Source organism: Agrobacterium sp. LMR679, from assembly GCF_027157905.1.
Lineage (GTDB): Bacteria > Pseudomonadota > Alphaproteobacteria > Rhizobiales > Rhizobiaceae > Agrobacterium > Agrobacterium leguminum.
The window spans coordinates 1,690,453-1,714,430 of the sequence record NZ_JAPVOJ010000001.1 but is presented as its reverse complement, the minus strand read 5'-3'; the positions used below and the strand labels follow the sequence as shown (position 1 = coordinate 1,714,430).

The 23,978-nt window shown below is 61.2% G+C and carries 21 protein-coding genes and 2 pseudogenes; 13 read left to right on the top strand and 10 right to left on the bottom strand.

The features are described from left to right. Positions 1–3: 3 nt before the first annotated feature. Together O3W47_RS08065 and O3W47_RS08060 are read right to left on the bottom strand one after the other, a co-directional pair. The gene (locus O3W47_RS08065; protein ID WP_003524723.1) at positions 4–891 is read right to left on the bottom strand and encodes an ABC transporter permease; all 888 of its coding nucleotides are present in this window, start codon (positions 889–891) and stop codon (positions 4–6) included. Then, complete coding sequence (locus O3W47_RS08060; protein ID WP_020813122.1) at positions 891–1,913, bottom strand: ABC transporter permease; 1,023 nt, start codon at positions 1,911–1,913, stop codon at positions 891–893. Before O3W47_RS08060 ends, O3W47_RS08065 begins: the two co-directional genes overlap by 1 nt. A 315-nt stretch (positions 1,914–2,228) precedes the next feature. On the opposite strand from O3W47_RS08060, the gene O3W47_RS08055 reads away from it, so the two are divergent. Further along, positions 2,229–2,864: a LysE family translocator gene (locus tag O3W47_RS08055; protein WP_269313417.1), complete on the top strand. Its 636-nt coding sequence runs from the start codon at positions 2,229–2,231 to the stop codon at positions 2,862–2,864. A 27-nt stretch (positions 2,865–2,891) separates the two neighbouring features. On the opposite strand, the gene O3W47_RS08050 is transcribed toward O3W47_RS08055, so the two are convergent. Together O3W47_RS08050 and O3W47_RS08045 are read right to left on the bottom strand one after the other, a co-directional pair. Next, on the bottom strand, positions 2,892–3,623 hold the full coding sequence (locus tag O3W47_RS08050) for a FadR/GntR family transcriptional regulator (RefSeq protein WP_174023079.1): 732 nt from the start codon (positions 3,621–3,623) through the stop codon (positions 2,892–2,894). 97 nt (positions 3,624–3,720) lie between these two features. Then, positions 3,721–4,707 carry a GlxA family transcriptional regulator gene (locus O3W47_RS08045; RefSeq protein WP_269313416.1) on the bottom strand — a complete coding sequence of 329 codons (987 nt, stop codon included), beginning with the start codon at positions 4,705–4,707 and terminating at the stop codon, positions 3,721–3,723. A gap of 130 nt (positions 4,708–4,837) precedes the next feature. Between O3W47_RS08045 and O3W47_RS08040 the strand changes: the two genes are divergently transcribed. The 7 genes from O3W47_RS08040 to O3W47_RS08010 all read left to right on the top strand — a co-directional run bounded on the left by O3W47_RS08040 (position 4,838) and on the right by O3W47_RS08010 (position 9,731). Then, a complete protein-coding gene (locus O3W47_RS08040; RefSeq protein ID WP_080819259.1) occupies positions 4,838–5,665 on the top strand; it encodes an alpha/beta fold hydrolase in 828 nt (275 codons plus the stop codon). 26 nt (positions 5,666–5,691) lie between these two features. After that, the gene (locus O3W47_RS08035) at positions 5,692–6,483 is read left to right on the top strand and encodes an SDR family NAD(P)-dependent oxidoreductase (protein WP_269313415.1); all 792 of its coding nucleotides are present in this window, start codon (positions 5,692–5,694) and stop codon (positions 6,481–6,483) included. Between the two features lie 13 nt (positions 6,484–6,496). Then, positions 6,497–6,982 carry a hypothetical protein gene (locus O3W47_RS08030; RefSeq protein WP_003524730.1) on the top strand — a complete coding sequence of 162 codons (486 nt, stop codon included), beginning with the start codon at positions 6,497–6,499 and terminating at the stop codon, positions 6,980–6,982. A gap of 265 nt (positions 6,983–7,247) precedes the next feature. After that, complete coding sequence (gene blh, locus O3W47_RS08025; RefSeq protein ID WP_269313414.1) at positions 7,248–8,543, top strand: bifunctional sulfur transferase/dioxygenase Blh; 1,296 nt, start codon at positions 7,248–7,250, stop codon at positions 8,541–8,543. Next, the gene (bigR, locus tag O3W47_RS08020) at positions 8,537–8,893 is read left to right on the top strand and encodes a sulfite-sensing transcriptional repressor BigR (RefSeq protein WP_137453833.1); all 357 of its coding nucleotides are present in this window, start codon (positions 8,537–8,539) and stop codon (positions 8,891–8,893) included. Before blh ends, bigR begins: the two co-directional genes overlap by 7 nt. After that, on the top strand, positions 8,890–9,297 hold the full coding sequence (locus tag O3W47_RS08015) for a YeeE/YedE family protein (protein WP_269313413.1): 408 nt from the start codon (positions 8,890–8,892) through the stop codon (positions 9,295–9,297). The genes bigR and O3W47_RS08015 overlap by 4 nt, the downstream gene beginning before the upstream one ends. Beyond that, positions 9,294–9,731 carry a YeeE/YedE family protein gene (locus O3W47_RS08010; protein WP_269313412.1) on the top strand — a complete coding sequence of 146 codons (438 nt, stop codon included), beginning with the start codon at positions 9,294–9,296 and terminating at the stop codon, positions 9,729–9,731. The genes O3W47_RS08015 and O3W47_RS08010 overlap by 4 nt, the downstream gene beginning before the upstream one ends. Before the next feature lie 74 nt (positions 9,732–9,805). On the opposite strand, the gene gpmI is transcribed toward O3W47_RS08010, so the two are convergent. The 6 genes and pseudogenes from gpmI to O3W47_RS07980 all read right to left on the bottom strand — a co-directional run bounded on the left by gpmI (position 9,806) and on the right by O3W47_RS07980 (position 17,549). Next, positions 9,806–11,323, bottom strand: coding sequence for a 2,3-bisphosphoglycerate-independent phosphoglycerate mutase (gpmI, locus tag O3W47_RS08005; RefSeq protein ID WP_269313411.1), 1,518 nt, complete (start codon positions 11,321–11,323; stop codon positions 9,806–9,808). 347 nt (positions 11,324–11,670) lie between these two features. Next, complete coding sequence (locus O3W47_RS08000) at positions 11,671–12,942, bottom strand: dihydrolipoamide acetyltransferase family protein (RefSeq protein ID WP_269313410.1); 1,272 nt, start codon at positions 12,940–12,942, stop codon at positions 11,671–11,673. Between the two features lie 2 nt (positions 12,943–12,944). Continuing rightward, complete coding sequence (locus O3W47_RS07995) at positions 12,945–13,958, bottom strand: alpha-ketoacid dehydrogenase subunit beta (protein WP_059753514.1); 1,014 nt, start codon at positions 13,956–13,958, stop codon at positions 12,945–12,947. Positions 13,959–13,961: 3 nt separating this feature from the next. Further along, positions 13,962–15,200: a 3-methyl-2-oxobutanoate dehydrogenase (2-methylpropanoyl-transferring) subunit alpha gene (locus O3W47_RS07990; protein WP_127755690.1), complete on the bottom strand. Its 1,239-nt coding sequence runs from the start codon at positions 15,198–15,200 to the stop codon at positions 13,962–13,964. Positions 15,201–15,244: 44 nt separating this feature from the next. Further along, complete coding sequence (locus O3W47_RS07985; RefSeq protein ID WP_127755689.1) at positions 15,245–16,372, bottom strand: acyl-CoA dehydrogenase family protein; 1,128 nt, start codon at positions 16,370–16,372, stop codon at positions 15,245–15,247. A gap of 12 nt (positions 16,373–16,384) precedes the next feature. Continuing rightward, positions 16,385–17,549: pseudogene (locus tag O3W47_RS07980) on the bottom strand (acetyl-CoA C-acyltransferase). 183 nt (positions 17,550–17,732) lie between these two features. Here O3W47_RS07980 and O3W47_RS07975 point away from each other — a divergent pair. The 5 genes and pseudogenes from O3W47_RS07975 (at position 17,733) to O3W47_RS07955 (ending at position 23,976) form a co-directional block, all read left to right on the top strand. Then, on the top strand, positions 17,733–18,206 hold the full coding sequence (locus O3W47_RS07975) for an Lrp/AsnC family transcriptional regulator (RefSeq protein ID WP_003524741.1): 474 nt from the start codon (positions 17,733–17,735) through the stop codon (positions 18,204–18,206). A 75-nt stretch (positions 18,207–18,281) separates the two neighbouring features. After that, entirely contained in the window at positions 18,282–19,454 is a 1,173-nt protein-coding gene (locus O3W47_RS07970; RefSeq protein WP_127755687.1) for an isovaleryl-CoA dehydrogenase, read from the top strand. 7 nt (positions 19,455–19,461) lie between these two features. After that, a pseudogene (locus tag O3W47_RS07965) lies at positions 19,462–21,064 on the top strand (carboxyl transferase domain-containing protein). A 7-nt stretch (positions 21,065–21,071) separates the two neighbouring features. Then, entirely contained in the window at positions 21,072–23,063 is a 1,992-nt protein-coding gene (locus tag O3W47_RS07960; RefSeq protein ID WP_269313409.1) for an acetyl/propionyl/methylcrotonyl-CoA carboxylase subunit alpha, read from the top strand. A gap of 1 nt (position 23,064) precedes the next feature. Further along, positions 23,065–23,976 carry a hydroxymethylglutaryl-CoA lyase gene (locus O3W47_RS07955; protein ID WP_269313408.1) on the top strand — a complete coding sequence of 304 codons (912 nt, stop codon included), beginning with the start codon at positions 23,065–23,067 and terminating at the stop codon, positions 23,974–23,976. The last annotated feature ends 2 nt before the right edge of the window (positions 23,977–23,978 follow it).

Sequence of the window (23,978 nt, the reverse complement as noted above, 5' to 3'; positions counted from 1 at the left end):
GCCCTATCTCCGGTTCATCTGCTTCGGATCGAGCGCATCCCGCAGGCCGTCTCCCAGAAGGTTGAAGGCGAGGCTGACGGAGAGGATCGCAATGCCGGGGAAGGTGACGAGCCACCAGCTATCCAGCATGTAACGCCGGCCGGTGGCGATCATCGCCCCCCATTCCGGCAGCGGCGGCTGCGCGCCGAGGCCGAGAAAGCCGAGGCCGGCGGCGGTGAGGATGACGGTCGCCATGTTCAGCGTCAGGCGGATGAGGACCGAGGGCAGGCACATGGGCATGATCGATTTGACGATGATGCGCAGCGGCGATGCACCCTGAAGCCGCGCGGCGGCAATGTAATCCGCCTTGCGGAAGGTCATGGCTTCGGCACGGGCAAGGCGCGCAATCGGCGGCCACGAGGTGAGCGCAATCGCGATGATCGCATTGTTAAGGCTCGGCCCGAGCGCTGCGACGAAGGCGAGCGACAGGATGAGGCTCGGGAAGGATAGGAAAATATCCGTGATGCGCATCATCACCGTATCGAACTTGCCGCCGAGATAACCGGAAGCCGTGCCGACCAGAAGGCCGACGGGGCCGACGATGATCGAGACCAGCGAGATGATGGTGAGCGTGATGCGTGCGCCCCAGAGAAGGCGGCTGTAGATATCGCGTCCCAGCTCGTCCGTGCCGAAAACATGGCCATTACCCGGCGCCTTCAGCGTGTTGGCGAGATCCTGCGCGTAGGGGTCATGCGTCGCAAGCCAGGGCGCGAAAATCGCGGCGATGACCAGAAGCAGCAGCACAGCTAGACCGAAGGCCGATGTCGGGCTTTTCAGGAGGAAAACCACGATGTTCTTCAGCGCGTTCAAGGGCACCGGAAGGCGGAAGGAGGTTTCTGTACGGGCCGTCATCAGCGGGTCCTCGGATCGAAAAAGCGGTAGAGAATGTCGGACAGGAGATTGAGCCCGATGAAGATGACGCCGACGATCAAAACGCAGGTCATCACGGCATTCATGTCGCCGATGATAAGATTGCTGGTGAGATATTGCCCGAAACCCGGCCAGGCGAAGACGGTCTCGATTAGAACCGCCCCTTCCAGCAGCGAGCCGTAAGCAAGCGCGATAATGGTGACGAGCTGCACGCGGATATTCCCGAATGCATGCAGCCACACCGTCTGCCGCTGCGACAGGCCTTTGACGCGGGCGGTCGTCACATATTCCTGACCCAGCTGGTCCAGCATGAAGCTGCGCGTCATGCGGGTGATATAGGCCGAGGAGGAATAACCGAGCAAAGCGGCGGGAAGGATGAGGTGGTTGATGGCCGACCAGAAGACCTCCATATCGCCCGCAAGCAGGCTGTCGATCAGCAGGAAGCCGGTCCGCTCCTCCACCAGACCAATATAGAACTGATCCATGCGGCCGCCGCCGCCGACAAGACCGAGATGCGCGTAAAAAACGATCAGCGCGATCATGCCGGTCCAGAAGATCGGCATGGAATGGCCGAACAGGCTGAGCACCCGCACCAGATGATCCTGCCAGCGGTCTTTATTGACGGCGGCATAAACGCCCATGGGAATGCCGAGGCCGGCGCCGATCAGAATCGCGAAGGTCGCAAGCTCCATCGTCGCCGGCATGACCCTGATGATATCCTCGATGACTGGGCGACCGGTGCGGATCGAGGTTCCGAAATCACCGGTGAACACGTCTCCCAGATAATAGAAGAACTGTTGCCACAGCGGACGGTCGAAACCGAGCGCGTGATAGACCTGTTCATAGGTTTCGCGCGTTGCATCCTCGCCGACGATCGCCCGCACGGGATCGGCGGGCATCAGGCGGCCGATAAAAAAGGTCAGCAGCAGCAATCCAAGCAGCGTAACCGCAATACTTCCGATCTGGCCGGACAGGCCATACAGCGAAAGGCGTCTTTTTGACATGATTCCTCCCTTGCCAGAGATCGACCGCGCAAGTGACCAAGGCGCAATCCTGTCTGACAACTATCTGCAAGTTGTCACAGGTGTTGGAAGCTGTCAAGCGCATGCCAGCGAAATCCGCATTGGCCGAGGTTCCGAAATATGCGTCCGGGATGGAAATTTCGGACCGGGCTCACCCCGCTTTCATTTTTGTCTTTGGGAAAGGTGCCTGCGTTGCCGCAACCGCAAAAGCCTGTATTCTCCGCCTTGCGGAATGCGCGGATACCTGTTCCCCGGCTATGATGCCGATGACGTCCGTGCCTTCAGGGGGAGGAAAATATGGCTGACATGACGCTTCTGGCATTTGCCGTCGTCGCCTTTATCGGCATTGCGACACCCGGCCCCACCGTTTTGCTGGCGCTTGCCAATGGCTCGAGATTCGGAATACGCCGCGCGATGATCGGCATGGCTGGCGCTGTTCTCTCGGATTTCGTCCTGATCGGCGCGGCTGCGCTGGGACTGGGCGCCCTGCTCGCGGCCTCCGAATTCTGGTTCGGCGTCGTCAAATGGGTGGGCGTCTGTTATCTTGCGTTTCTTGGCCTCATGCTTTTGCGCTCCAAAGGCACCCTTGATGGCGCCCTTCAATCGGCAGAAGCCAGCGGCGCCGCCTCCGCCCGCTCGATTTTCCTCAAGAGCTTTCTCGTGGCGGTGACCAACCCCAAAGGATATCTGTTCTTTTCGGCTTTCCTGCCGCAATTCATCGATCCCGCCGCGCCGCAGTTCCAGCAATATGCGGCGCTTGCGCTGATCTTCGCCGGCATCGATTTTATCGTGATGCTCGGATATGCCCTGCTCGGCTCGCAGGCGGTCAGGCTGTTGCGGAAATCCGGAGCCCTGTGGCTCGACCGGGTTTGCGGCGGGGCGCTTCTGACGCTCGCCGCCTCGCTAGCTTTCTATCGACGGGCGACCGCTTAACCCATTGACCTATGGGCCATTTCAGGATCACTCCGCGGCAGTTCGGGAGCGCAGAAGCACCTTGTAGCGCTCAAGACTGCCGCGCAGATGCGCCGCCATATATTGGCGGGCGGCATCCGCATCGCCTTCGATGATGGCGTCGACGATTTTCGCATGCTCCTCCTGGAGATGCAGGTTGTAGTCCTTCGGACGCGACCCGGGTGCCGCACCCTGCAATTCGCCACGGGGAATGATGCCGGAGCGAATGAGCTGAAGAAACTCTGGAAATCGCCTGTTCTGCGTCGCCTGTGCAATGGCCAAATGGAACTCGAAATCGGCGTCCCGCGTCGGCAGGCCGGCGGCGAGACAATCACCGACACGCCGGTGCGCATCCACAATCGCCTCCACCTGCACGGCGGAACGGCGCGATGCCGCAAGCCCGGCGGATTCGACCTCGAAAACGGTGCGCAATTCCAGCAATTCGATTACCGAGGAAATTCGCCCCACAGCCAGATCGTTAAAGGGCAGTTCCTTGGCCGGCTTTACTTCGACGGCGAAAACGCCCGCGCCCTTGCGGGCTTCAACAAGGCCATCGGCGCGCAGAATGGCAATGGCCTCGCGCACCACGGTTCGGCTGACGGAATATTCACGCGTCAGCTCGCTTTCGCTCGGAAGACGGTCGCCGGGGCGGAACACACCCTCCGACAGATCCCGCCGCAATGCCGAACTGATTTTCGCCGCGAGCGATACCCCCTGCTTCGTGCTGCTCTCAACGTCCATTCCGGCCCACCTGTTTCAAACTTGTCTGGCATGTTAGCAAACACCCGCCACATTGCAAGGGCCGGGCCTCCGCATCGCGCCGGACGGCTGGCCGCCCTCACGCCGCAGCCATGGCCGAACCGCTGGAAAAGCGGCTTCTATATTCACCCGGTGAGAGGCCCAGAATGCGGTGAAACACCCGGCGAAAGGCGGCTGAATCCTCATAACCCACCGACCATGCGATCTGATCGACCGAACGGCGGGTGAATTCCAGCAATTCCCGCGCCTTGCCGACCCGCAGATGCTGGACATATTCGATTGGCTTCATGCCGGTCGCCGCCTTGAAGCGGCGCAGGAAGGTCCGCTCCTCCAGCCCGGCATGGCCGGCCATGTCGGTAACGCTCGTGGCCCGCCCGGCGCGCGCCTGCAGCCAGTGCTGCACCTTCAGGATAGGCTCATCGCCATGCGTCAGCCGCGGGGCGAAGCTGCTGTAATGGCGCTGTTCACGCCCAGAAGGGTCGATCAGCAGGAACTTTCCGGTCTCGATCATCACCGAAGGCCCGAGCAGTCGGTCAACGATGCGCAGGCCAAGATCGGTCCACGCCATCAACCCGCCAGCCGTGATAATATCGCCATCCTCGATGACGATCTTGTCTATCTCCAGCCGGATGTCTGGAAAACGTTCGCGGAACCGCTCGGCAAACAGCCAGTGGGTAGTGGCCGGGCGGCCGGACAGGAGACCCGTGGCTGCAATCATGAAAGAACCGCCGCAACTGGCGGCCAGCGTCGCCCCCTGCGCGTGCCGATCCAGCAGCCAGCGGGCGTAAGGCGCGGCTTCCTCGATTTCAGCAGGGCCCGTCAACCGACCGGGTACAACGAAGATATCGGGATGCCCGGGTCGGCCGGATTCGGTGTCATAGGAGCGGGAAAATTCACCGCCCTCGCCCATGCTCCAGTGGCTAACCCGCAATTTCGGCCCGCCGCGATCCTGTGAAAATACCGAAGCGATGGCGAAAAGATCGGTGATGCCATGCACCATGGCGATCTGACAGTCCCGATAGAGGACCAGCCCCACTTCCAGCGCGCTTCCCGTTACACCTGCCATGCTCCCCACACCCCGTTTTGTCAGTTTCGGCTCGTTTTCTGTCAGAAGCGCCAATCCAGCCCCGGCAGCCTCCAGAGTATCTCTATTCCCACGGGACGCAAGCAAGCTCCCTGCAACAGGAGAGAGAGCCATGACAACGATCACCACCAGAGACGGAACGCATATTTTCTACAAGGACTGGGGCCCGAAAGACGGCCAGCCCATCATCTTTTCCCATGGCTGGCCGCTCAGCGCCGATACATGGGACGCGCAGATGGTGTTCTTCGCCAATCACGGTTTCCGCACCATCGCCCATGACCGCCGCAGCCACGGCCGTTCCGATCAGGTCTGGCATAACAATACCATGGATCAATATGCCGACGATCTGGCCGAGCTGATCGAACAGCTCGACCTTCACGACATCATTCTGGTCGGTCATTCCACCGGCGGCGGCGAGGTGACGCGCTATATCGGCCGCCACGGCACGGCCCGCGTCGCGAAAATCGCCCTCATCGGCGCGGTTCCGCCGCTGATGCTGAAGACGGAAAGCAATGCCATCGGCCTGCCGATCGATGTTTTCGACGGCATTCGCAAGGGCACCTATGACAATCGCAGCCAGTTCTTCAAGGATCTGACCATTCCCTTCTACGGCTACAACCGCGAAGGTGCGGTGATATCCGAGGGCATCCGCGACGAATTCTGGCGGCAGGGCATGATGGGCGGCCTGAAAGGCCAGCTCGACAGCATTCGCGCCTTTTCGGAAAGCGATTTCCATCAGGATCTGAAGGCCTTCGACAAACCGACGCTGGTTCTGCACGGCGATGACGACCAGATCGTGCCGGTCGGCGCTTCCGCGCTTTCCACGGTCAAAATCGTCAAACATGCGGTCCTCAAAATCTACGAGGGCGCCGACCATGGCCTGACGCAGACCCATCAGGACCGGTTCAACGCCGACCTTCTCGCCTTCATCAACGCCTGAAATCGCCGCACACAGGAGACACGGACATGACACAGAATACATTTCTCATCACCGGCGCATCCGACGGCATCGGCGCGGTCTATGCCGAACGTCTGGCAAAACGCGGCCATGATCTCATTCTCGTGGCACGGCGTGCCGAAAAGCTGAAGGCGCTCGCCGCACAGCTGGAAAAGGATCATCGCATCGCGGTCGAGGTTCTCTCCGCCGATCTTTCCAGGGCGGAAGACCTGGAAAAGGTGGAAGTGCGGCTGCGCGAGGACCGGCGGATTACCGGCCTCGTCAACAATGCCGGCATTGCCGGCGAGGGCGCGATCACGGCGCTGGACCCGGCCTATGTGACGACGATGATCAACCTCAACATTCTTGCCGTCACCCGGCTTGCGGCAGCCATCGCACCGCGTCTTGCCGCCGATGGCAAGGGCACGATCATCAACATCACTTCGGTCACGGCGCTGATGCCGGCGGCATTCACCGCCGTCTACCCGGCGACCAAGGCCTTTGTGCTTGCCTTCACCGAGGCACTGCAGGCGCAGCTTTCGCCCTCCGGTGTGCGGGTTCAGGCCGTCCTGCCGGGCATCACCCGCACGGCGATCTGGGAAGAGGAACGGCTCGATGCCATTCCGGCCGCCATGGTCATGGACGTTTACGAGATGGTGGATGCGGCTCTTGCAGGTCTCGACCTCGGCGAAGCGCTGACCATTCCTTCCCTGCCGGATACGGCCGATCTCGAAAATTTCCTTGCGGCGCGCGCGGCGTTAAGGCCCAATCTGTCGCATGCACTTGCCGCCAGCCGGTATCGTGCAGCCAAAACCGAATAGAGGGAGACGTATCATGATCCTCGGACTGACCATTCCCCAATTCACGGCATTGCATGTGGGCTTAAGCTTCATCGGCATAGCCACCGGACTGATCGCCCTGCCCGCTTATGCGGCGGGGCGGTGGATGCCCCGCATGATGGCGATTTTCCTCGTCACCACGCTCGCCACCACACTTACCGGCTTCCTGTTTCCAATCGGAAATTTCACACCGGCACTCGGCGTCGGCATCATCTCTACCCTTGTTCTGGCAATCGCACTGGTTGCGCTTTATGGATACGGTCTGAATGGCAGGGCGCGCATCATTTATACGATCACCGCCACGATCAGCCTTTATCTCAATATGTTCGTGTTGATCGTTCAGGCTTTTCTGAAGGTCGAAACACTGAACAACCTGGCGCCGAACGGCAATGAACCGCCCTTCGTGGTCGCCCAGACGGTTCTGCTTGTTGCAGCCATCTGTCTTGGCTGGAAGGCTACGCGCCGCAGACTCGCCGTCTGAAGCGGGCCTGAATTCGAACCGGTTTTCGCGAACATGCCTTGTGCCCCAATATTTCGGGCGCAAGGCATGTTTTTGCATGTCAAATACAGGCAATCTCCACCCACCCGTCACAAAACGAAGAAATCCCGTCTCTAGGATTTCCTTCCGAACCCTTCCTGAAAATACGGCAGGAGACATTCGGAAACGAGGGCGGTTCGCGCCCTTGCAAACACACAATATACATTATATAATAATATATATTAAATTATTACAACAGGAGATGCCGATGAATGCCGTGAAGATCAACGAGCGTCTGACAGTTGCGGGCCAGCCGATGATCGCCGATTTCCCATCGCTCTCCGCCCAGGGTTATAAAAGCATCATCAACGCCCGGCCTGATGGTGAAGAGCCCGGCCAGCCGGGCAATGCGCAGGAAAAAAGCGCCGCCAGCGCGGCGGGCATGGATTATGGTTTCATCCCCGTTAGCGGCCCTACCATTACCGAAGCCGATATCCGCGCCTTCCAACAGAAAATGGCGGAAGCGGAAGGCCCCGTTTTTGCCCATTGCAAGGGCGGCACCCGCGCGCTCACCCTTCATGTTCTCGGAGAAGCGCTGGATGGGCGCATCGAAAGGGACGATATCGAGGCTTTCGGCAAGGCGCATGGCTTTGACCTTTCCGGCGCCACCCGCTGGCTGGAACGGCGCGCTGCGGCGGTTCCGCACGTCAAGGCATTTTTCGATCCGCGCACATGGAGCGTGCAATATGTCGTTTCCGATCCGGCGACCAAGCGTTGCGCCATTATCGACCCGGTCTATGATTTCGATGAGAAATCCGGCGCAACCGGAACGATGAATGCCGATGCCATTCTGGAATATGTGGAGAGCCAGGGCCTGTCGGTGGAATGGATTCTCGATACCCATCCGCATGCCGACCATTTTTCCGCCGCCCATTACTTGAAGCAGAAGACCGGCGCGCAGACGGCGATCGGCGCGAAAGTCACCGGCGTACAAAAGCTCTGGCAGGAGAAATATAACTGGCCGGATTTCGAAACCGACGGCTCGCAATGGGACCGGTTGTTCGAGGCGGGCGACCGGTTCAATATCGGCTCCCTTGAAGCGCGCGTGCTGTTTTCGCCCGGGCACACGCTCGCCTCCGTCACCTATGTGGTCGGTAATGCCGCCTTTGTGCACGATACGCTTTTCATGCCCGATTCAGGCACCGCGCGCGCCGATTTCCCCGGCGGCAGCGCCAGGGAACTCTGGACGACGATCCAGGACATTCTCGCCCTTCCCGACGAAACACGGCTTTTCACCGGCCACGATTATCAGCCCGGCGGCCGCACGCCTAAATGGGAAAGCACGGTCGGCGAACAGAAACGCAGCAATCCACATCTTGCCGGCATGACGGAGGAGGGTTTCATCCGTCTCAGGGAAGCGCGGGATCGCACATTGCCGATGCCGAAGCTCATTCTCCACGCCCTGCAGGTCAATATTCGCGGCGGCCGCCTGCCGGAGCCGGAAGCGAATGGCAAGCGTTACCTGAAATTCCCGCTCGACGTGCTGGAGGGCAGCATATGGTAAAGGAAAACGCGCTGGAAAAGCCCGCGCATATTGCAGAAATCCCTCTCCCCGCCATGGAAGAGCGGGCTGTCGAGGTCGCGCTGCTTCTGAAAACGCTTGCCCATCCCGCGCGGCTGATGCTCGCTTGCACGCTGGCGCAGGGGGAATTTTCCGTCGGCGAGCTGGAGGTCAAGCTGGATATTCGCCAGCCGACGCTTTCCCAGCAGCTGGGCGTCCTGCGGGAAGCCGGTGTGGTCGAAACCCGGCGCGACGCCAAGCAAATCTTCTATCAACTGAGTGAAGCGAAAGCGGCGCAACTGATCGAGGCTCTTTACACCATATTCTGCGCGCCGGAGGAGGAGACCCCGTGAGCCCCTACTGGCCCTCTCTTTTCGGTGGCATGCTGCTCGGTCTTGCCAGCATTCTGCTGTTTCTTTTCAACGGCCGCATTGCCGGCATCAGCGGGATAATGGGCAAAATGCTCGGCAGGGAGCGGCGTCTTGCCGATCTTGCCTTCGTCGCCGGCTTGCTCGCCGGGCCTTATATCCATGCCGCCGCATTCGGCCGGCTGCCTGCCGTCACCATAGTTTCACCATGGCCGCTCATCCTCGTGGCAGGCCTGCTGGTGGGTTTCGGTACGCGCATGGGCTCCGGCTGCACATCCGGCCATGGCATCATGGGGCTGGCGCGATTTTCCCGGCGCTCCATCGCCGCGACTGCCACCTTCCTCATCACTGGCATTTGCGCCGCGACGGTAACCGGAGCCCTGTCATGAAAAATCCAGCCGTGGCGCGTGTTTTCCTGGCATTGGTCGCGGGAGCACTGTTCGGCTTCGGCCTTTCGCTCTCCGGCATGGTCGATCCGGCTCGTGTTTCCGGTTTTCTCGACGTGGCGGGCGGCCATTGGGACCCGAGCCTGATATTCGTTCTCGGCGGCGCGGTGATGGTCGCCGTGCCGGGTGTGCTGCTCAGCCGACGTCTCGCCAAACCGGTCCTTGCAGAGGGTTTCAGCCTTCCCGCAAAAACCCGCATCGACCGGCCGCTCATAACAGGCTCGGCCATTTTCGGTGTCGGTTGGGGGCTTGCCGGTTTCTGCCCCGGCCCGGCACTATCGGCCCTCACCCTCGGGCTGATGCCGGTCGTTCTTTTCGTCGGCGCCATGATTGCCGGCATGCTGGTCCACGACCGCCTCTATTCAAAGCAGCCATAACGCAAACGCTCGTTCGGCGCGCGGGGAACGGGCAGTCGCGCGGGGCTGGAACGCTCCCGCGCGACGGCGTGTGATTAGAGGTCGATCAGGCTTTTGCCCGTCATTTCCGGCGGCAGCGGCACATTCATCAGTTGCAGCAGGGTGGGCGCGACATCGGCAAGAATGCCGTCATGCAGCTTCGCACCTTCCGGACCGCCGAAAAGGATCACCGGCACCGGATTGGTGGTGTGCGCCGTATGCGGGCCACCGGTCACCGGGTCGACCATGGTTTCGCAATTGCCATGATCGGCAATGACAAGCATCGCGCCACCCACTTTTTCGAGGGCGGCAACGACCGCACCAAGCCCACGATCCACCGCTTCACAGGCCTTGATTGCTGCCTGCAGATCGCCGGTATGGCCGACCATATCGGGGTTGGCGTAGTTGGTGACGATCAGATCGTAACCCTTGCCGATCGCCTCAACGAATTTTTCCGTCACTTCCGGCGCGCTCATCTCCGGCTGCAGATCGTAGGTCGCAACCTTCGGGGATTTCGGCATGAAGCGGTCTTCGCCGACTTCCGGCTCTTCCTTGCCGCCATTCAGGAAGAAGGTGACATGCGGATATTTTTCCGTCTCGGCAAGGCGGAACTGCGTGAGCCCCTGCTTCGCCACCCATTCGCCCAGCGTATTGACGATATCGCGCTTGGGATAGGCCGTGGTCATGAAATCATTGTGCCGTGTGGAATATTCCACCATGCCGAGCAGCGCCGAAAGGACGGGCTTTTCGCGCGAAAAACCGTCGAAATCGTCCGCCCCTATGGCGAGCAGGATTTCACGGGCACGGTCGGCGCGGAAATTCAGGCAGAACAGGCCGTCGCCGGCCTTGAAGCCCTCATAGCCGTCGATCACCGTCGGCAGGATGAATTCGTCGGTGACGTTATTTTTGTAGCTCTGGGAAACGGCGCTCACCGCATCGCGCGCATGTTCGCCTTTCGCCAGAACCATGGCGTCATAGGCTTTCTCGACGCGCTCCCAGCGATTGTCGCGATCCATCGCATAATAGCGGCCGATCACCGTGCCGATGCTTGCCCCCTGCGGCAGGCTTGCCACCAGCGCCGCCACAAAATCTTCAGCCGATTGCGGCGCGACATCGCGGCCGTCGGTGATGGCGTGTACCACCACCTTCAGGCCGTGGCTGATCATCAGCCTCACCGCCGCCTGGCCGTGGAGGATGTGGCCATGGACGCCGCCATCGGAAACGACGCACATCAGATGCGCCACGCCGCTCGCCGCCTTCACCGTGGCGGCGAAATCAAGCATCGCCACATTGCGGAAAAAGCTGCCATCCTCGATGGCCAGATCGATCTGGCCGAGATCCATGGCGACGATGCGGCCGGCGCCGATATTGGTGTGGCCCACTTCCGAATTGCCCATCTGCCCGGTGGGCAGGCCGACATTCGGGCCGAAGGTGGTGAGCCTCGCATTCGGGCAGGTGGAGAAAAGCCGGTCCATGGTGGGCGTATTCGCCAGCACCGGCGCATTGCTGGATGTGTCCTCGTTCAGCCCCCAGCCATCGAGAATAGTCAGGACAACGGGTTTGGGAGTGCGCATGGGAGGACCTTCTTCTTCATTCGGTTGCCGGCGGAGGGCGGACCGCCGGGCACCGGAGCGCCCTCTTCCGCCATTATGATCATGATGAGAAAACATGCTTCTCGTTCTTCTCTTCTATACCCGAAGATGACGAACGCAAGCCTATACCGACAGCGAAACAGTTCCGTGAAGGTTGAAAACGCGGGCTAAGAAATGCGGTCATGACACGCATACGCCCTCATTCCTGTGCTCGTCACGGGAATCCAGTCGACGCGCGCCTGCGCGGTGGAGAGAGTCCTTTCAGCCCAAAGACTTGGGCTCCCTCGATCCCTGTGACGAGCACAGGGATGAGGGAGCACGGATCGCCTTCAATCGATGAAAATAAGCGCGGGCTTCTCCAGCAATGCCTTGACGGCCTGGATGAAGACCGCCGCATCCCAGCCATCGACAACACGATGATCGAAGCTGGAGGAAAGATTCATCATCTTGCGCGGCACAAACCGCGTCCCATCCCAGACCGGACGCGTCATGATCTTGTTGACGCCGATGATCGCCACCTCCGGGTGATTGATGATGGGTGTCGAGACCACACCGCCCAAGGCTCCCAGCGAACTGATGGTGATGGTGGAGCCCATCAACTCTTCCCGATGCGCCGTGCCGGTGCGGGCGGCTTCCGCGACGCGTGCGACTTCGTCCGCGCATTCCCAAAGACCGAGCGTTTCCGTGTGGCGCACGACCGGAACGGTGAGGCCCGACGGCGTCTGCGTGGCGATGCCGATATGCACCGCTTCGTAGTGACTGACGACACCTTTGTCGTCATCGAAGGTGGCATTCATGCCGGGATGATCGGCAACGGCTTTCACCAGCGCGCGCATCAGGAACGGCAGGATCGTGAGCTTCGGTTGGCCGGAACGGCGGTTGCCGTTCATGGTCGCGCGCAAATCCTCCAGATCGGTCACGTCGACTTCCTCGACATAGGTGATGTGGGGAATGCGGGAGGCGGAAAGCACCATCTTCTCGGCAATCTTGCGCCTGAGCCCGGTCACCTTCACCTCCTCGACAGCGCTATCGTGGGGCGCTATCGGCTCGGGGCGTTCCGGCCGTCCCCGCACGGTTAAAAACCCGTCGAGATCGGCATGGGTGATATGCCCGTCCGGCCCCGTTCCCTTGACCTTGGTGAGATCGATATCGAGATCGTCGGCGCGCTGGCGAACGGCGGGAGACGCCAGCGGTTTATGATGCGGTTCGGCGGAGGGCGCCGGCGGCGCCTCCTCGGCCTCTTGCGCCGCAGGCTGGGTTTCAACAGGTGGCGGCGTGTCCGTCATGTCGGCAGGCGCTTCCGTCATCTGGGTCGGCGCTTCCGCTTCCGGCAGGCTGCCATTGGGAGCGGCGGCCGCGACGTCGGTTTCGATGCGCAGGAGCGGCGCTTTCACCGGCACGGTATTTCCAACCGTCACGGCGAGCCAGGTGACGACGCCCGCCACCGGGGACGGGATTTCCACCGTCGCCTTGTCGGTCATCACCGCGGCCAACACCATGTCCTCATGGACGAGATCGCCCGGTTTGACGTTCCATTCCACCAGTTCGGCTTCCGCCACACCTTCACCGACATCGGGCATCGTGAGAACAAATTCCGCCATAATCAGGCCTCCATGACTTCGACAAGCGCGCGCCCGACACGGGCAGGTCCCGGAAAATAGTCCCACTCCTGCGCATGGGGATAAGGCGTATCCCAGCCCGCAACGCGGACGACGGGGGCCTCAAGGTGATAAAAACAATGTTCCTGCACCAGCGACACGACTTCGGCCCCGAAGCCGGAGGTCAGCGTCGCCTCATGCACCATGACGCAGCGGCCGGTCTTGGAGACGGACTTCACGATGGTATCGAGATCGAGCGGCAGCAGGCTGCGCAGATCGATGATCTCGGCATCCACGCCCGTCTCTTCCGCCGCCGCCAGCGCCACATGCACCATGGTGCCATAAGCGATGACGGTGACAGCGTTTCCGGGACGGCGTATCTCCGCCTTGCCGATGGGAATGGTGTAGTGCCCTTCCGGCACTTCCCCCATCTCGTGCTTGGACCAGGGCGTCACCGGCCGGTCATGGTGCCCATCGAAGGGGCCGTTATAAAGCCGCTTCGGCTCCAGAAACATCACCGGGTCGGGGTCTTCGATGGATGCGATGAGCAGTCCCTTGGCATCATAGGGATTGGAAGGGACCACCACCTTCAGCCCGCAGACATGGGTGAAAAGCGCTTCCGGGCTCTGGCTGTGCGTCTGCCCGCCAAAAATGCCCCCGCCGGTCGGCATTCTGAGAACGATGGGGCAGGTGAAATCGCCATTGGAGCGATAGCGGATACGCGCCGCCTCCTGGGTGATCTGGTCATAGGCGGGATACATGTAATCGGCGAACTGGATTTCGACACAGGGCCGCAGGCCATAAGCGGCCATGCCGATGGCGGTGCCGACAATGCCGGATTCGCTGATCGGAGCATCGAAACAGCGGGTCTTGCCGTATTTTCCCTGCAGCCCCTGCGTGGCGCGGAACACGCCGCCGAAATAGCCCACATCCTCCCCGAACACCACGACATCGTCGCTGCGCTCCATGGACACATCCATGGCGCTGCGGACGGCTTCAATCATCGTCATTCTTGCCATGTCTTACCATCCTGCCTTCTGGCGCTGGCGGACGAGATGCGGCGGCATCTCGGCGTAAACGCCTTCGAAAATATCCTTTTTCGGCGGTTTGCCGCCCTCATGCAGCGTGCCGTGGCTTTCTGCCTCGCGCTGCGCCTCAAGCACCTCATCGGCGATTTCCGCCTCCGTCTGCCGGTGCCTTTCCTCCGACCAGACGCCGCGCAGGATGAGGTGTTTTTTGAGCCTCAGAACCGGGTCGCCCAGCGGCCATGCCTCGGATTCCGTCTTAGGGCGGTAAGCGCTCGGATCGTCCGACGTGGAATGGGCGCCGACACGATAGGTCACATATTCGATCAGCGTCGGGCCGAGATTGCGGCGCGCCCGTTCCACCGCCCAGCGCGCCACGGCATAAACGGCGAGATAATCATTGCCGTCGACCCGAAGTGCGGGAATGCCGAAGCCCAGCCCGCGCGCCGCAAAGGTGCCGGAGCCGCCGCGCGCGATGCCCTGAAAGGTGGAAATCGCCCATTGGTTATTGACGATATTGAGAACCACCGGGGCCTTGTAGGTGGAGGCAAAGACCATCGCCGAGTGAAAATCCGACTCCGCCGTCGAACCGTCGCCGATCCATGCTGCGGCGATCTTCGTATCGCCTTTGATGGCCGACGCCATCGCCCAGCCGACCGCCTGCACATATTGCGTGGCGAGATTGCCGGAGACGGTGAAGAAACCATGCTCCTTCGAGGAATAAAGCACCGGCAACTGCCGCCCATGCAGCGGATCCAGTTCGTTGGAATAGATCTGGTTCATCATGGTGACGAGCGGGTAATCGTCGGCGATCAGCAGCCCTGCCTGCCGATAGGTCGGGAAATTCATGTCGCCCTTGGAAAGCGCCTTGCGGAAGGCGCAGCTCACCGCCTCTTCACCCAGATGCTGCATGTAGAAGGAGGTCTTGCCCTGCCGCTGCGCCATCAGCATGCGCGCATCGAAAGCCCGAAGCCGCATCATGTTTTTGAGGCCCACCAGCAAGTCTTCATCCGAAAGCAGCCCGGCCCACGGCCCAACGGCCTCGCCCTGGTGATTGAGGACACGGATGATCGAATAGGCGAGATCGCGCATGCTTTCCGGCGCGGCGTCAACTTCCGGGCGCGGCACGGAACCGGCTTTGGGTATTTTCACATTGGAGAAATCCGGCTCCCCGCCGGGCCGCACCGCAGGTTCGGGAACATGCAGGCTGAGACGTGGCGTTTCGGTTATATCCATTCTACTCCTCCCGTCGCGATCTCCTCCAGACCGCGAAACAACTCTCAAAGGTTCCGCGCGATTACCATCCGCTGGACATCGCTGGTCCCCTCGTAAATCTGGCAGATGCGCACATCGCGATAGATCCGCTCCACCGGATAATCCGCCATGTAGCCGTAACCGCCGTGAATCTGGATGGCGTCCGAGCAGACGCGTTCGGCCATTTCGGAGGCGAAGAGCTTGGCCATCGAGGCCTCCGAAAGACAGGGCTCACCCGCTTCCTTCAGCGCCGCCGCATGCAGCACCAGCTGCCGCGCCGCCTCAATCCGCGTCGCCATGTCCGCGAGGCGAAACGCCACCGCCTGATGCTCCACGATTGCCTGCCCGAAGGCCTTGCGCTCGCGCGCATAATCCCGCGCCGCCTCGAAGGCGGCCTGCGCCATGCCGACCGCCTGCGCGGCGATGCCGATGCGCCCACCTTCCAGATTGGCAAGCGCGATGCGATACCCCTGCCCCTCTTCGCCCAGCCGCAGTTCGGCCGGTACCGCCATCTCGGTAAAGGCAATCTGGCAGGTGTCGGATGAATGCAGGCCGAGCTTTTCTTCGACCCTTATGACCTCGTAACCCGGCGTATCGGTCGGCACGATGAACGCGCTGATGCCCTTCTTGCCCGCCGCCGCATCGGTAACGGCAAAGACGATGACGACATCGCCATTCTTGCCTGATGTGATGAACTGCTTTGCGCCGTCGAGAATGTAGCGGTCGCCATCGCGCCGGGCGCGGGTCTTGAGGTTGGAGGCATCGGAACCGGCCTGCGGTTCGGTCAGCGCAAAACCACCGATCCATTCGCCGGAAGCCAGTTTCGGCAGGAAACGCTGCTTCTGGTCTTCGGTCCCGAATTTCAGGATCGGCACGCAGCCGACCGAATTGTGCACGCTCATGATGGTGGAACAGGCCCCGTCACCGGCAGCGACTTCCTCCACCGCCAAAGCATAGGCAACGGCACCGGTTTCCGACCCGCCATAGTCCTCGGAGACAAGCATCCCAAGGAAGCCGAGATCTCCCATCTCTTTCAGTTCGTCTTTCGGGAACCGGCTTTCCCGGTCACGCGAAGCAGCCCCAGGGGCGAGCCGCTCGCGGGCGAAATCGCGGGCCATGTCCCTGATCTGCTGCTGGGCTTCGTTCAGGATCATCGCCGCCTCCCCTTAATGTCGCTCTATGCCGAGCGCGGTTGCTTCGCCGCCGCCGATGCAGACGGCGGCCACGCCCCGTTTCAGCCCGTGGCGCTGCAAAGCGGCCAGCAGGGTGACGACGATCCTCGCGCCTGAAGCGCCGATGGGATGGCCGAGCGCACAGGCGCCGCCATGCACATTCACCTTCTCATGTGGCAGATCGAGATCGCGCATTGCCGCCATCGCCACCACGGCAAAGGCCTCGTTGATTTCGAACAGATCGATATCCTTCGCCGCACAGCCGGTTTTATCGAACAGCTTTTTCATCGCGCCGATGGGAGCCGTTGGATATCCGGCGGGTGCATCCGCATAAGAGGTTTGGCCGATAATGGTCGCCAGCGGTGAAAGGCCCCGCCTTTCCGCTTCGGAGCGACGCATGAGAACGAGAGCGGCCGCGCCATCGGAAATCGAGCTGGAATTGGCCGCCGTCACCGTTCCGCCATCGCGAAAGGCGGGCTTCAGTTGCGGGATCTTTTCCGGCTTCGCCTTGCCCGGCTGCTCGTCCACCGAGATATCCACGACGGGCGCTATTTCCGCTTCGAAAGCCCCCTCAGCAATGGCACGCCGGGCGCGCTCCAGCGAGGTCAGCGCATAGTCGTCCTGCATGGCACGGGTGAATTGGTAGGCTTCAGCGCAATCTTCAGCGAAAGTGCCCATCAGCCGACCCTTGTCATAAGCGTCTTCGAGGCCATCCAGAAACATGTGGTCGGTGAGCTTGCCATGGCCGAGACGATAGCCGTTGCGGGCGCGGTCCAAGAGATAGGGCGCGTTGCTCATGCTTTCCATGCCGCCCGCAAGCACGATTGAAGAGCTTCCCGCCGAAATCTGGTCATGCGCCAGCATGATCGCTTTCATGCCAGAGCCGCACATCTTGTTGATCGTCGTCGCACCAACCGAGTTGGGGATTCCGGCGGCAATGGCCGCCTGTCTGGCCGGAGCCTGCCCTTGCCCCGCCGCAAGCACGCAACCCATCAGCACATCGTCAATATCAGAAGGCGGAACCGCAGCCCGCTCAGCAGCCGCGCGGGATCGCCGCCGCACCGAGATCGGGCGCGGCCACCGATTTGAATTCGCCCTGGAACCCACCCATAGCAGTACGGGCGGCCCCGACGATCACGACAGGGTCATGCACAGCCAAATTCACCTCCCTTGGCCATTCTCCCACTTAAGAGAGCGACCGTCATCGCAATCTCCTCCAGACCGCGACTGAGGTGAACGCTATCACTATCTCGAATTCATTTCAAAGCTATTTTGATTGACAGTTTTTTGATTGACGATATCTTTGATCCAACAATTAGTCATATCATAGAGCAAATGATCCATGATTGAGCTCGACAGTTTCGACCGCAAGATTCTGCATGTGCTCGGCGATGACGGGCGGGTGAGCTGGCGCGATCTGGCGGCCCGCATCGGCCTTTCCTTCACGCCAACGCTGCGCCGTGTACGCAAGCTGGAAGAGGAAGGCATCATTCGTGGCTATACCGCCGTGTTCGATGAAAACCGGCTGCTCGGCAATATGGGCGTCTTCATCTCCGTCACGCTGGAACGGCAGATCAAGGAAGCGCTGACGACCTTCGAACACCATGTCGCTTCTATCCCCGAAGTCGTGGGCGGTTATCAGACCAGCGGCAGTTCCGATTACCTGATCCACGCCATGGTGCGGGATTTGCCGCATTATCAGGAGCTACTGGATTTCCTGACCACGGTTCCCGGCGTGTCGCGCATCCAGTCCAATTTCGCCATCAAGACATTCGTGCGCCGTTCCGCCGCCTTCACCGGGGGTGACACGCCGTAAATAAGAGCTGCCGGCGCGGAGGAGGTGCCGACTGCTGAAAAGAGGGACGGCCTGCCGTCCGGAGGAGGAGACGCGATGAGTTTGAACCTCGCCGCCATTTTCGATGCCGATCTCGGCCCGGAAATCGCAGCATTGCGCGACAGCGCAAGTGCATTCGCAGATGATAAAATCGCTCCGCTGGCGGCAGAGATCGACAGGGACGACCGTTTTCCACGCAAGCTCTGGCCGGAGATGGGTGAGCTCGGCCTGCACGGCATCACCGTTTCGGAAGAGTTCGGCGGTGCCGACATGGGTTATCTCGCCCATTGCGTGGCGATGGAGGAAATAAGCCGGGCTTCGGCTTCCATCGGCCTTTCCTACGGCGCTCATTCCAACCTCTGTATCAACCAGATTCACCGCTGGGGAACGCAAGAGCAGAAGCATAGATATCTGCCGAAACTCGTCTCCGGTGAACATGTCGGTTCACTCGCCATGAGCGAGACGGAAGCCGGTTCGGATGTCGTGTCCATGCGGCTGAAGGCGGAACGCAGGGGTGATCGCTATGTGCTGAACGGCGCAAAAATGTGGATCACCAATGGCCACGAGGCCGATACGCTGGTGGTCTACGCCAAGACGGATATGTCCGCCGGCCCGCGCGGCATCACCGCCTTCCTGATCGAAAAGGGCTTCAAGGGATTTCGCCCGGCCCAGAAACTCGACAAGCTCGGCATGCGCGGCTCACCCACGTCAGAACTGGTGTTCGAGGATTGCGAGGTGCCGGAAGAGAACATTCTCGGCCGCCTCAATGACGGCGTGACGGTGCTGATGAGCGGGCTGGACTATGAGCGAGCCGTGCTGGCCGCCGGCCCCGTCGGTATCATGCAGGCGGCCATCGATCTGGTGCTGCCCTATGCCCGCGAGCGCAAACAATTCGGCAAGGCTATCGGCGAATTCCAGCTGGTGCAGGGCAAGCTCGCCGATATCTACTCGTCCATGAATGCATCCCGCGCCTATGTCTATGCCGTGGCGCGGGCCTGCGACAATGGCCGCATCACGAGGCAGGACGCCGCTGGCGCAATCCTATTTGCCGCCGAGCGGGCGACACAGGTGGCGCTGGATGCGATCCAGCTTCTCGGCGGCTCCGGCTATGTCAATGAAAGCCCGGCCGGACGTTTGCTGCGCGACGCCAAGCTTTACGAGATCGGCGCCGGCACCAGTGAAATCCGGCGGATGCTGATCGGCCGCGAACTGGTCAAGGGCAACGGGTGAGGACGCGATGAAGCTTACTTCCAGTCTGAACCGCGACCCCACCTTTGCTGCCAATGTCGATTTCATGTCGGGGCTGGTCGATGACCTGCGCCAACATGTCGAAAAAAATCTCCAGAGGCGGCGGCGAAAAGGCCCGCGAACGGCATCTTTCCCGCGGCAAATTGCTGGCGCGTGACCGCATCGAGGCCCTTCTCGATCCCGGCAGCCCGTTTCTGGAATTGTCGCAATTTGCAGCTTACGAGGTCTATGACGAACCCGTTCCCGCCGCCGGCATCGTTACCGGCATCGGCCGGGTCTCGGGCCGTGAATGTGTGATCGTCGCCAATGACGCGACGGTAAAAGGCGGCACCTATTATCCGCTGACAGTGAAGAAACATCTGCGCGCGCAGGAAATCGCCACTGAGAACCGCCTGCCCTGCATTTACCTCGTGGATTCCGGCGGCGCGAACCTGCCCAATCAGGACGAGGTGTTTCCCGACCGCGATCATTTCGGCCGCATCTTCTACAATCAGGCCAATATGTCGGCGGAAGGTATCGCCCAGATCGCCGTGGTGATGGGCAGCTGCACGGCGGGCGGGGCCTATGTGCCTGCCATGAGCGACCAGTCCGTGATCGTCAAAAATCAGGGCACGATCTTTCTCGGCGGCCCGCCGCTGGTGAAGGCGGCGACCGGCGAGGTGGTAAGTGCGGAGGACCTCGGCGGCGCGGATGTGCATTCCCGCCAATCCGGCGTCACCGATCATTATGCCCATGACGACCGCCATGCGCTGGCGCTGACCCGGCGGATCGTTTCCACGCTGAACCGCCGAAAGCAGGTGGAGCTGGATATCCGCGAACCCGCAGACCCGCTTTATCCGGCTGAGGAGCTTTACGGCATTGTTCCTGCCGACACGCGAAAACCCTTCGAGGTGCGCGAGATCATTGCCCGACTGGTGGATGGTTCGGAATTTGACGAGTTCAAGGCGCTCTACGGCACGACGCTCGTCTGCGGTTTCGCCCATATCCATGGCTATCCCGTTGGAATTATCGCCAATAACGGTATCCTTTTTTCGGAATCGGCGCTGAAGGGCGCGCATTTCATCGAGCTCTGCTGCCAGCGCGGCATCCCGCTGGTTTTCCTGCAAAACATCACCGGCTTCATGGTCGGCAAGGCCTATGAAGCCGGTGGTATCGCCAAGGATGGTGCGAAGCTCGTCACCGCCGTAGCATCGGCAAAAGTGCCGAAATTCACCGTCATCATCGGCGGCTCCTTCGGGGCCGGCAATTACGGCATGTGCGGCCGGGCCTATTCGCCACGCTTCCTGTGGATGTGGCCGAATGCCCGCATTTCCGTGATGGGCGGTGAACAGGCGGCGTCCGTTCTGGCGCAAATCCGCCGCGACGGCATCGAGGCCGATGGCCGCCACTGGTCGCAGGAAGGCGAAGAGGCGTTCAAGCAGCCGATCCGGGAAAAATACGAGCGGGAGGGACATCCCTATTATGCCAGCGCAAGGCTGTGGGACGATGGCATCATCGACCCGAAGGATACCCGCCTCGTGCTCGGCCTTGGCCTGTCCGCCGCGCTTAACGCACCGATAGAACCCACCCGTTTCGGCATATTCAGGATGTGAGGCGACCATGTTCTCGAAAATACTGATCGCCAACAGGGGCGAAATCGCCTGCCGCATCATCCGCACCGCCGCCAAGATGGGTATCCGCACCGTTGCCGTTTATTCGGATGCAGACCGTGACGCCATGCATGTGACGCTGGCCGACGAGGCCATAACCATCGGCGCAGCACCCGCGCGAGCCTCCTATCTCGACGGTGAAAAAATCATCGCCGCCGCAAAAGCCTGCGGCGCGCAAGCCATTCATCCGGGTTACGGTTTCCTTTCGGAGAATGCCGGTTTCGCCGAAGCCTGCGCCGCAGCCGGCCTCGTTTTCATTGGCCCGCCAGCAGCGGCAATCCGCGCCATGGGTGGAAAAAGCGAGGCAAAGGCGCTGATGGCAGAGGCCGGCGTTCCGGTCGTTCCCGGTTATCACGGTGACGAACAATCGGAGAAACGACTGGCAAGCGAGGCGGACACGATCGGTTATCCGGTGCTGCTCAAGGCCTCAGCCGGCGGCGGCGGCAAGGGCATGCGTATCGTCCGGCAAAAGCGCGACTTCGCAGCGGAGCTTGCGGGTGCAAAACGCGAAGCGCTGGCCGCCTTCGGCAATGACCGCATGCTGATCGAAAAATACCTTGAACGGCCGCGCCATGTGGAAGTGCAGGTCTTTGCCGACGGCCACGGCAAGTGTGTTTCGCTTTTCGAGCGCGACTGCTCGATCCAGCGCCGGCACCAGAAGGTCATAGAGGAAGCCCCTGCCCCCGGTCTGCCCGATGCGCTTCGCCAGCGCATGTATGAAGCGGCGGTCGCCGCCGCCCGCGCCATCGATTATCGCGGCGCGGGAACCGTGGAATTCCTGCTCGACCCTTCCGGCGACTTCTATTTCATGGAAATGAATACGAGGCTTCAGGTCGAACATCCGGTGACGGAATATATTACCGGTCTCGACCTGGTCGAATGGCAGATCCGCGTCGCCAACGGAGAGCCCCTGCCGGAAGACTGGACCGGTCTCAGCATAAACGGCCACGCCATCGAGGCGCGGATTTATGCCGAAGACCCGGCGCATGATTTTTTGCCGTCGATCGGCACCGTCAGCCATCTTGTTTTTCCCGATCAGGGCCTTCACGTCAGGATCGACAGCGGCATACGCGCCGGCGACGCCATCACCGTGCATTACGATCCGATGATCGCCAAGTTGATCGTCTGGGACCGAGATCGCCAATCGGCGGTACGGCGTCTGCGGTTGGCGCTCGAAAATCTGGCGATCTGCGGCGTCACCAGCAATGCCGCCTTTCTGACGCGGCTTGCGGGACTGGCGGCCTTCGCGAACGCCGATCTCGATACCGGTTTCATCGCCCGTAACGAGGCGGCGCTGTTTGCCCCGGCAGCAACGGCCGGGAACGAGATAGCCATGGCCGCGCTTGGCCTGCTGCTTGCGCCGCAAAAAAACGGAAACCCGGGTTCACAGGCCGATCCCCATAGCCCGTGGAACACGACGGCCGCCTTCCGCCTCAACGCGCCGGCGCGGGAAACGCTGTATTTCGTGTTTGACAACCAGCCGCTTGGCGTCGGCGTCACGCATGAGGCGGATGGTTTTTCGCTGGAGATCGACGGACGCGCGATCAGCGCCCATGGCGGCCTCTCGGACGATGGCAAATTCCTAGCGACCGTGGCAGGCAGGAAAAGGCAGGGCCATTTCTTTACAGAGGATGGCCATTACGCGCTTTTTCTGGATGGCGAGCATTATCGCATCAGCCAACCGGATCCCGTCGATATCGCGGATTCCGCTACTCATACCGGCGGTCTGGAAGCACCCATGCCCGGCGTCATCCGCGCCTTGCTGAGCAGCAACGGTGCCGCGGTTGAGGCCGGCGAGGCGCTTGTGGTGATGGAGGCGATGAAAATGGAGCACACGATCCGTGCGCCCGCGAAAGGCACCGTCACGGCCATCAATTGCAACGAGGGCGATATGGTCGCGGCCGGTGCGGTGCTGGTGGATTTCGAGCCGGAGGGCGGCTGAGATGAGCTGGCCCCGAACCGTCAAAATTGTCGAAGTGGGCGCGCGTGATGGCTTGCAGAACGAAAGCGCCGAGGTTTCAGCCGCCATCAAGATCGAGCTGATCGAACGGCTGGCCGCAGCCGGATTGGCGGCGGTGGAAGCGGGCGCTTTCGTCTCACCCAAAAAAGTGCCGCAAATGGCGGGTTCGAAAGAGGTGTTCCAGGGCCTCGAAAGGCGACCCGGCACCGCCTATCCGGCGCTCGTTCCCAATATGAAAGGTTTCGAGGCCGCCATTGAAGCCGGTGTGACAGAAATCGCCGTTTTCGTCTCCGCATCCGAAGGTTTCAGCCAGCACAATATCGGCTGCTCGCGCGCCGAAAGCCTCGAGCGCCTGCGCGATGTCGCATCAGCCGCGGCTGGCCGGAACATCCTTGTGCGCGGTTATGTCTCCTGCATAGCCGGCTGCCCCTATGACGGTACGGTTGCACCCGATGAGGTGGCGGCGATGGCCGAGGCGCTCATCGCACTCGGCTGTTACGAAATCTCGCTCGGCGATACGATCGGCGTCGGCACGGCGGACCAGATTCGCAATCTCATCAAGCGAGTGTCTGCCCGCGTCCCGCGTGAAAAACTCGCCATGCATTTCCACGATACCTATGGGCAGGGCGTCGCCAATGTTCTGGCCTCGCTGGATGAAGGTATCTCTGTCTTCGACAGTTCGGTGGCCGGGCTGGGCGGCTGCCCCTTTGCGCCGGGCGCCAGCGGCAACGTCGCCACTGAAGATGTCGTTTATCTGCTGCAGGGGCTTGGCATTAAAACTGGTATCGACCTGATGGCGATGGCGAGAACCGGCGACTGGATCAGCCGGCATCTCGGCAGACCGAATGCGGCCCGCGCCGGCAAGGCGTTGATTGCGGCAAGACAGGAAAGGTGACG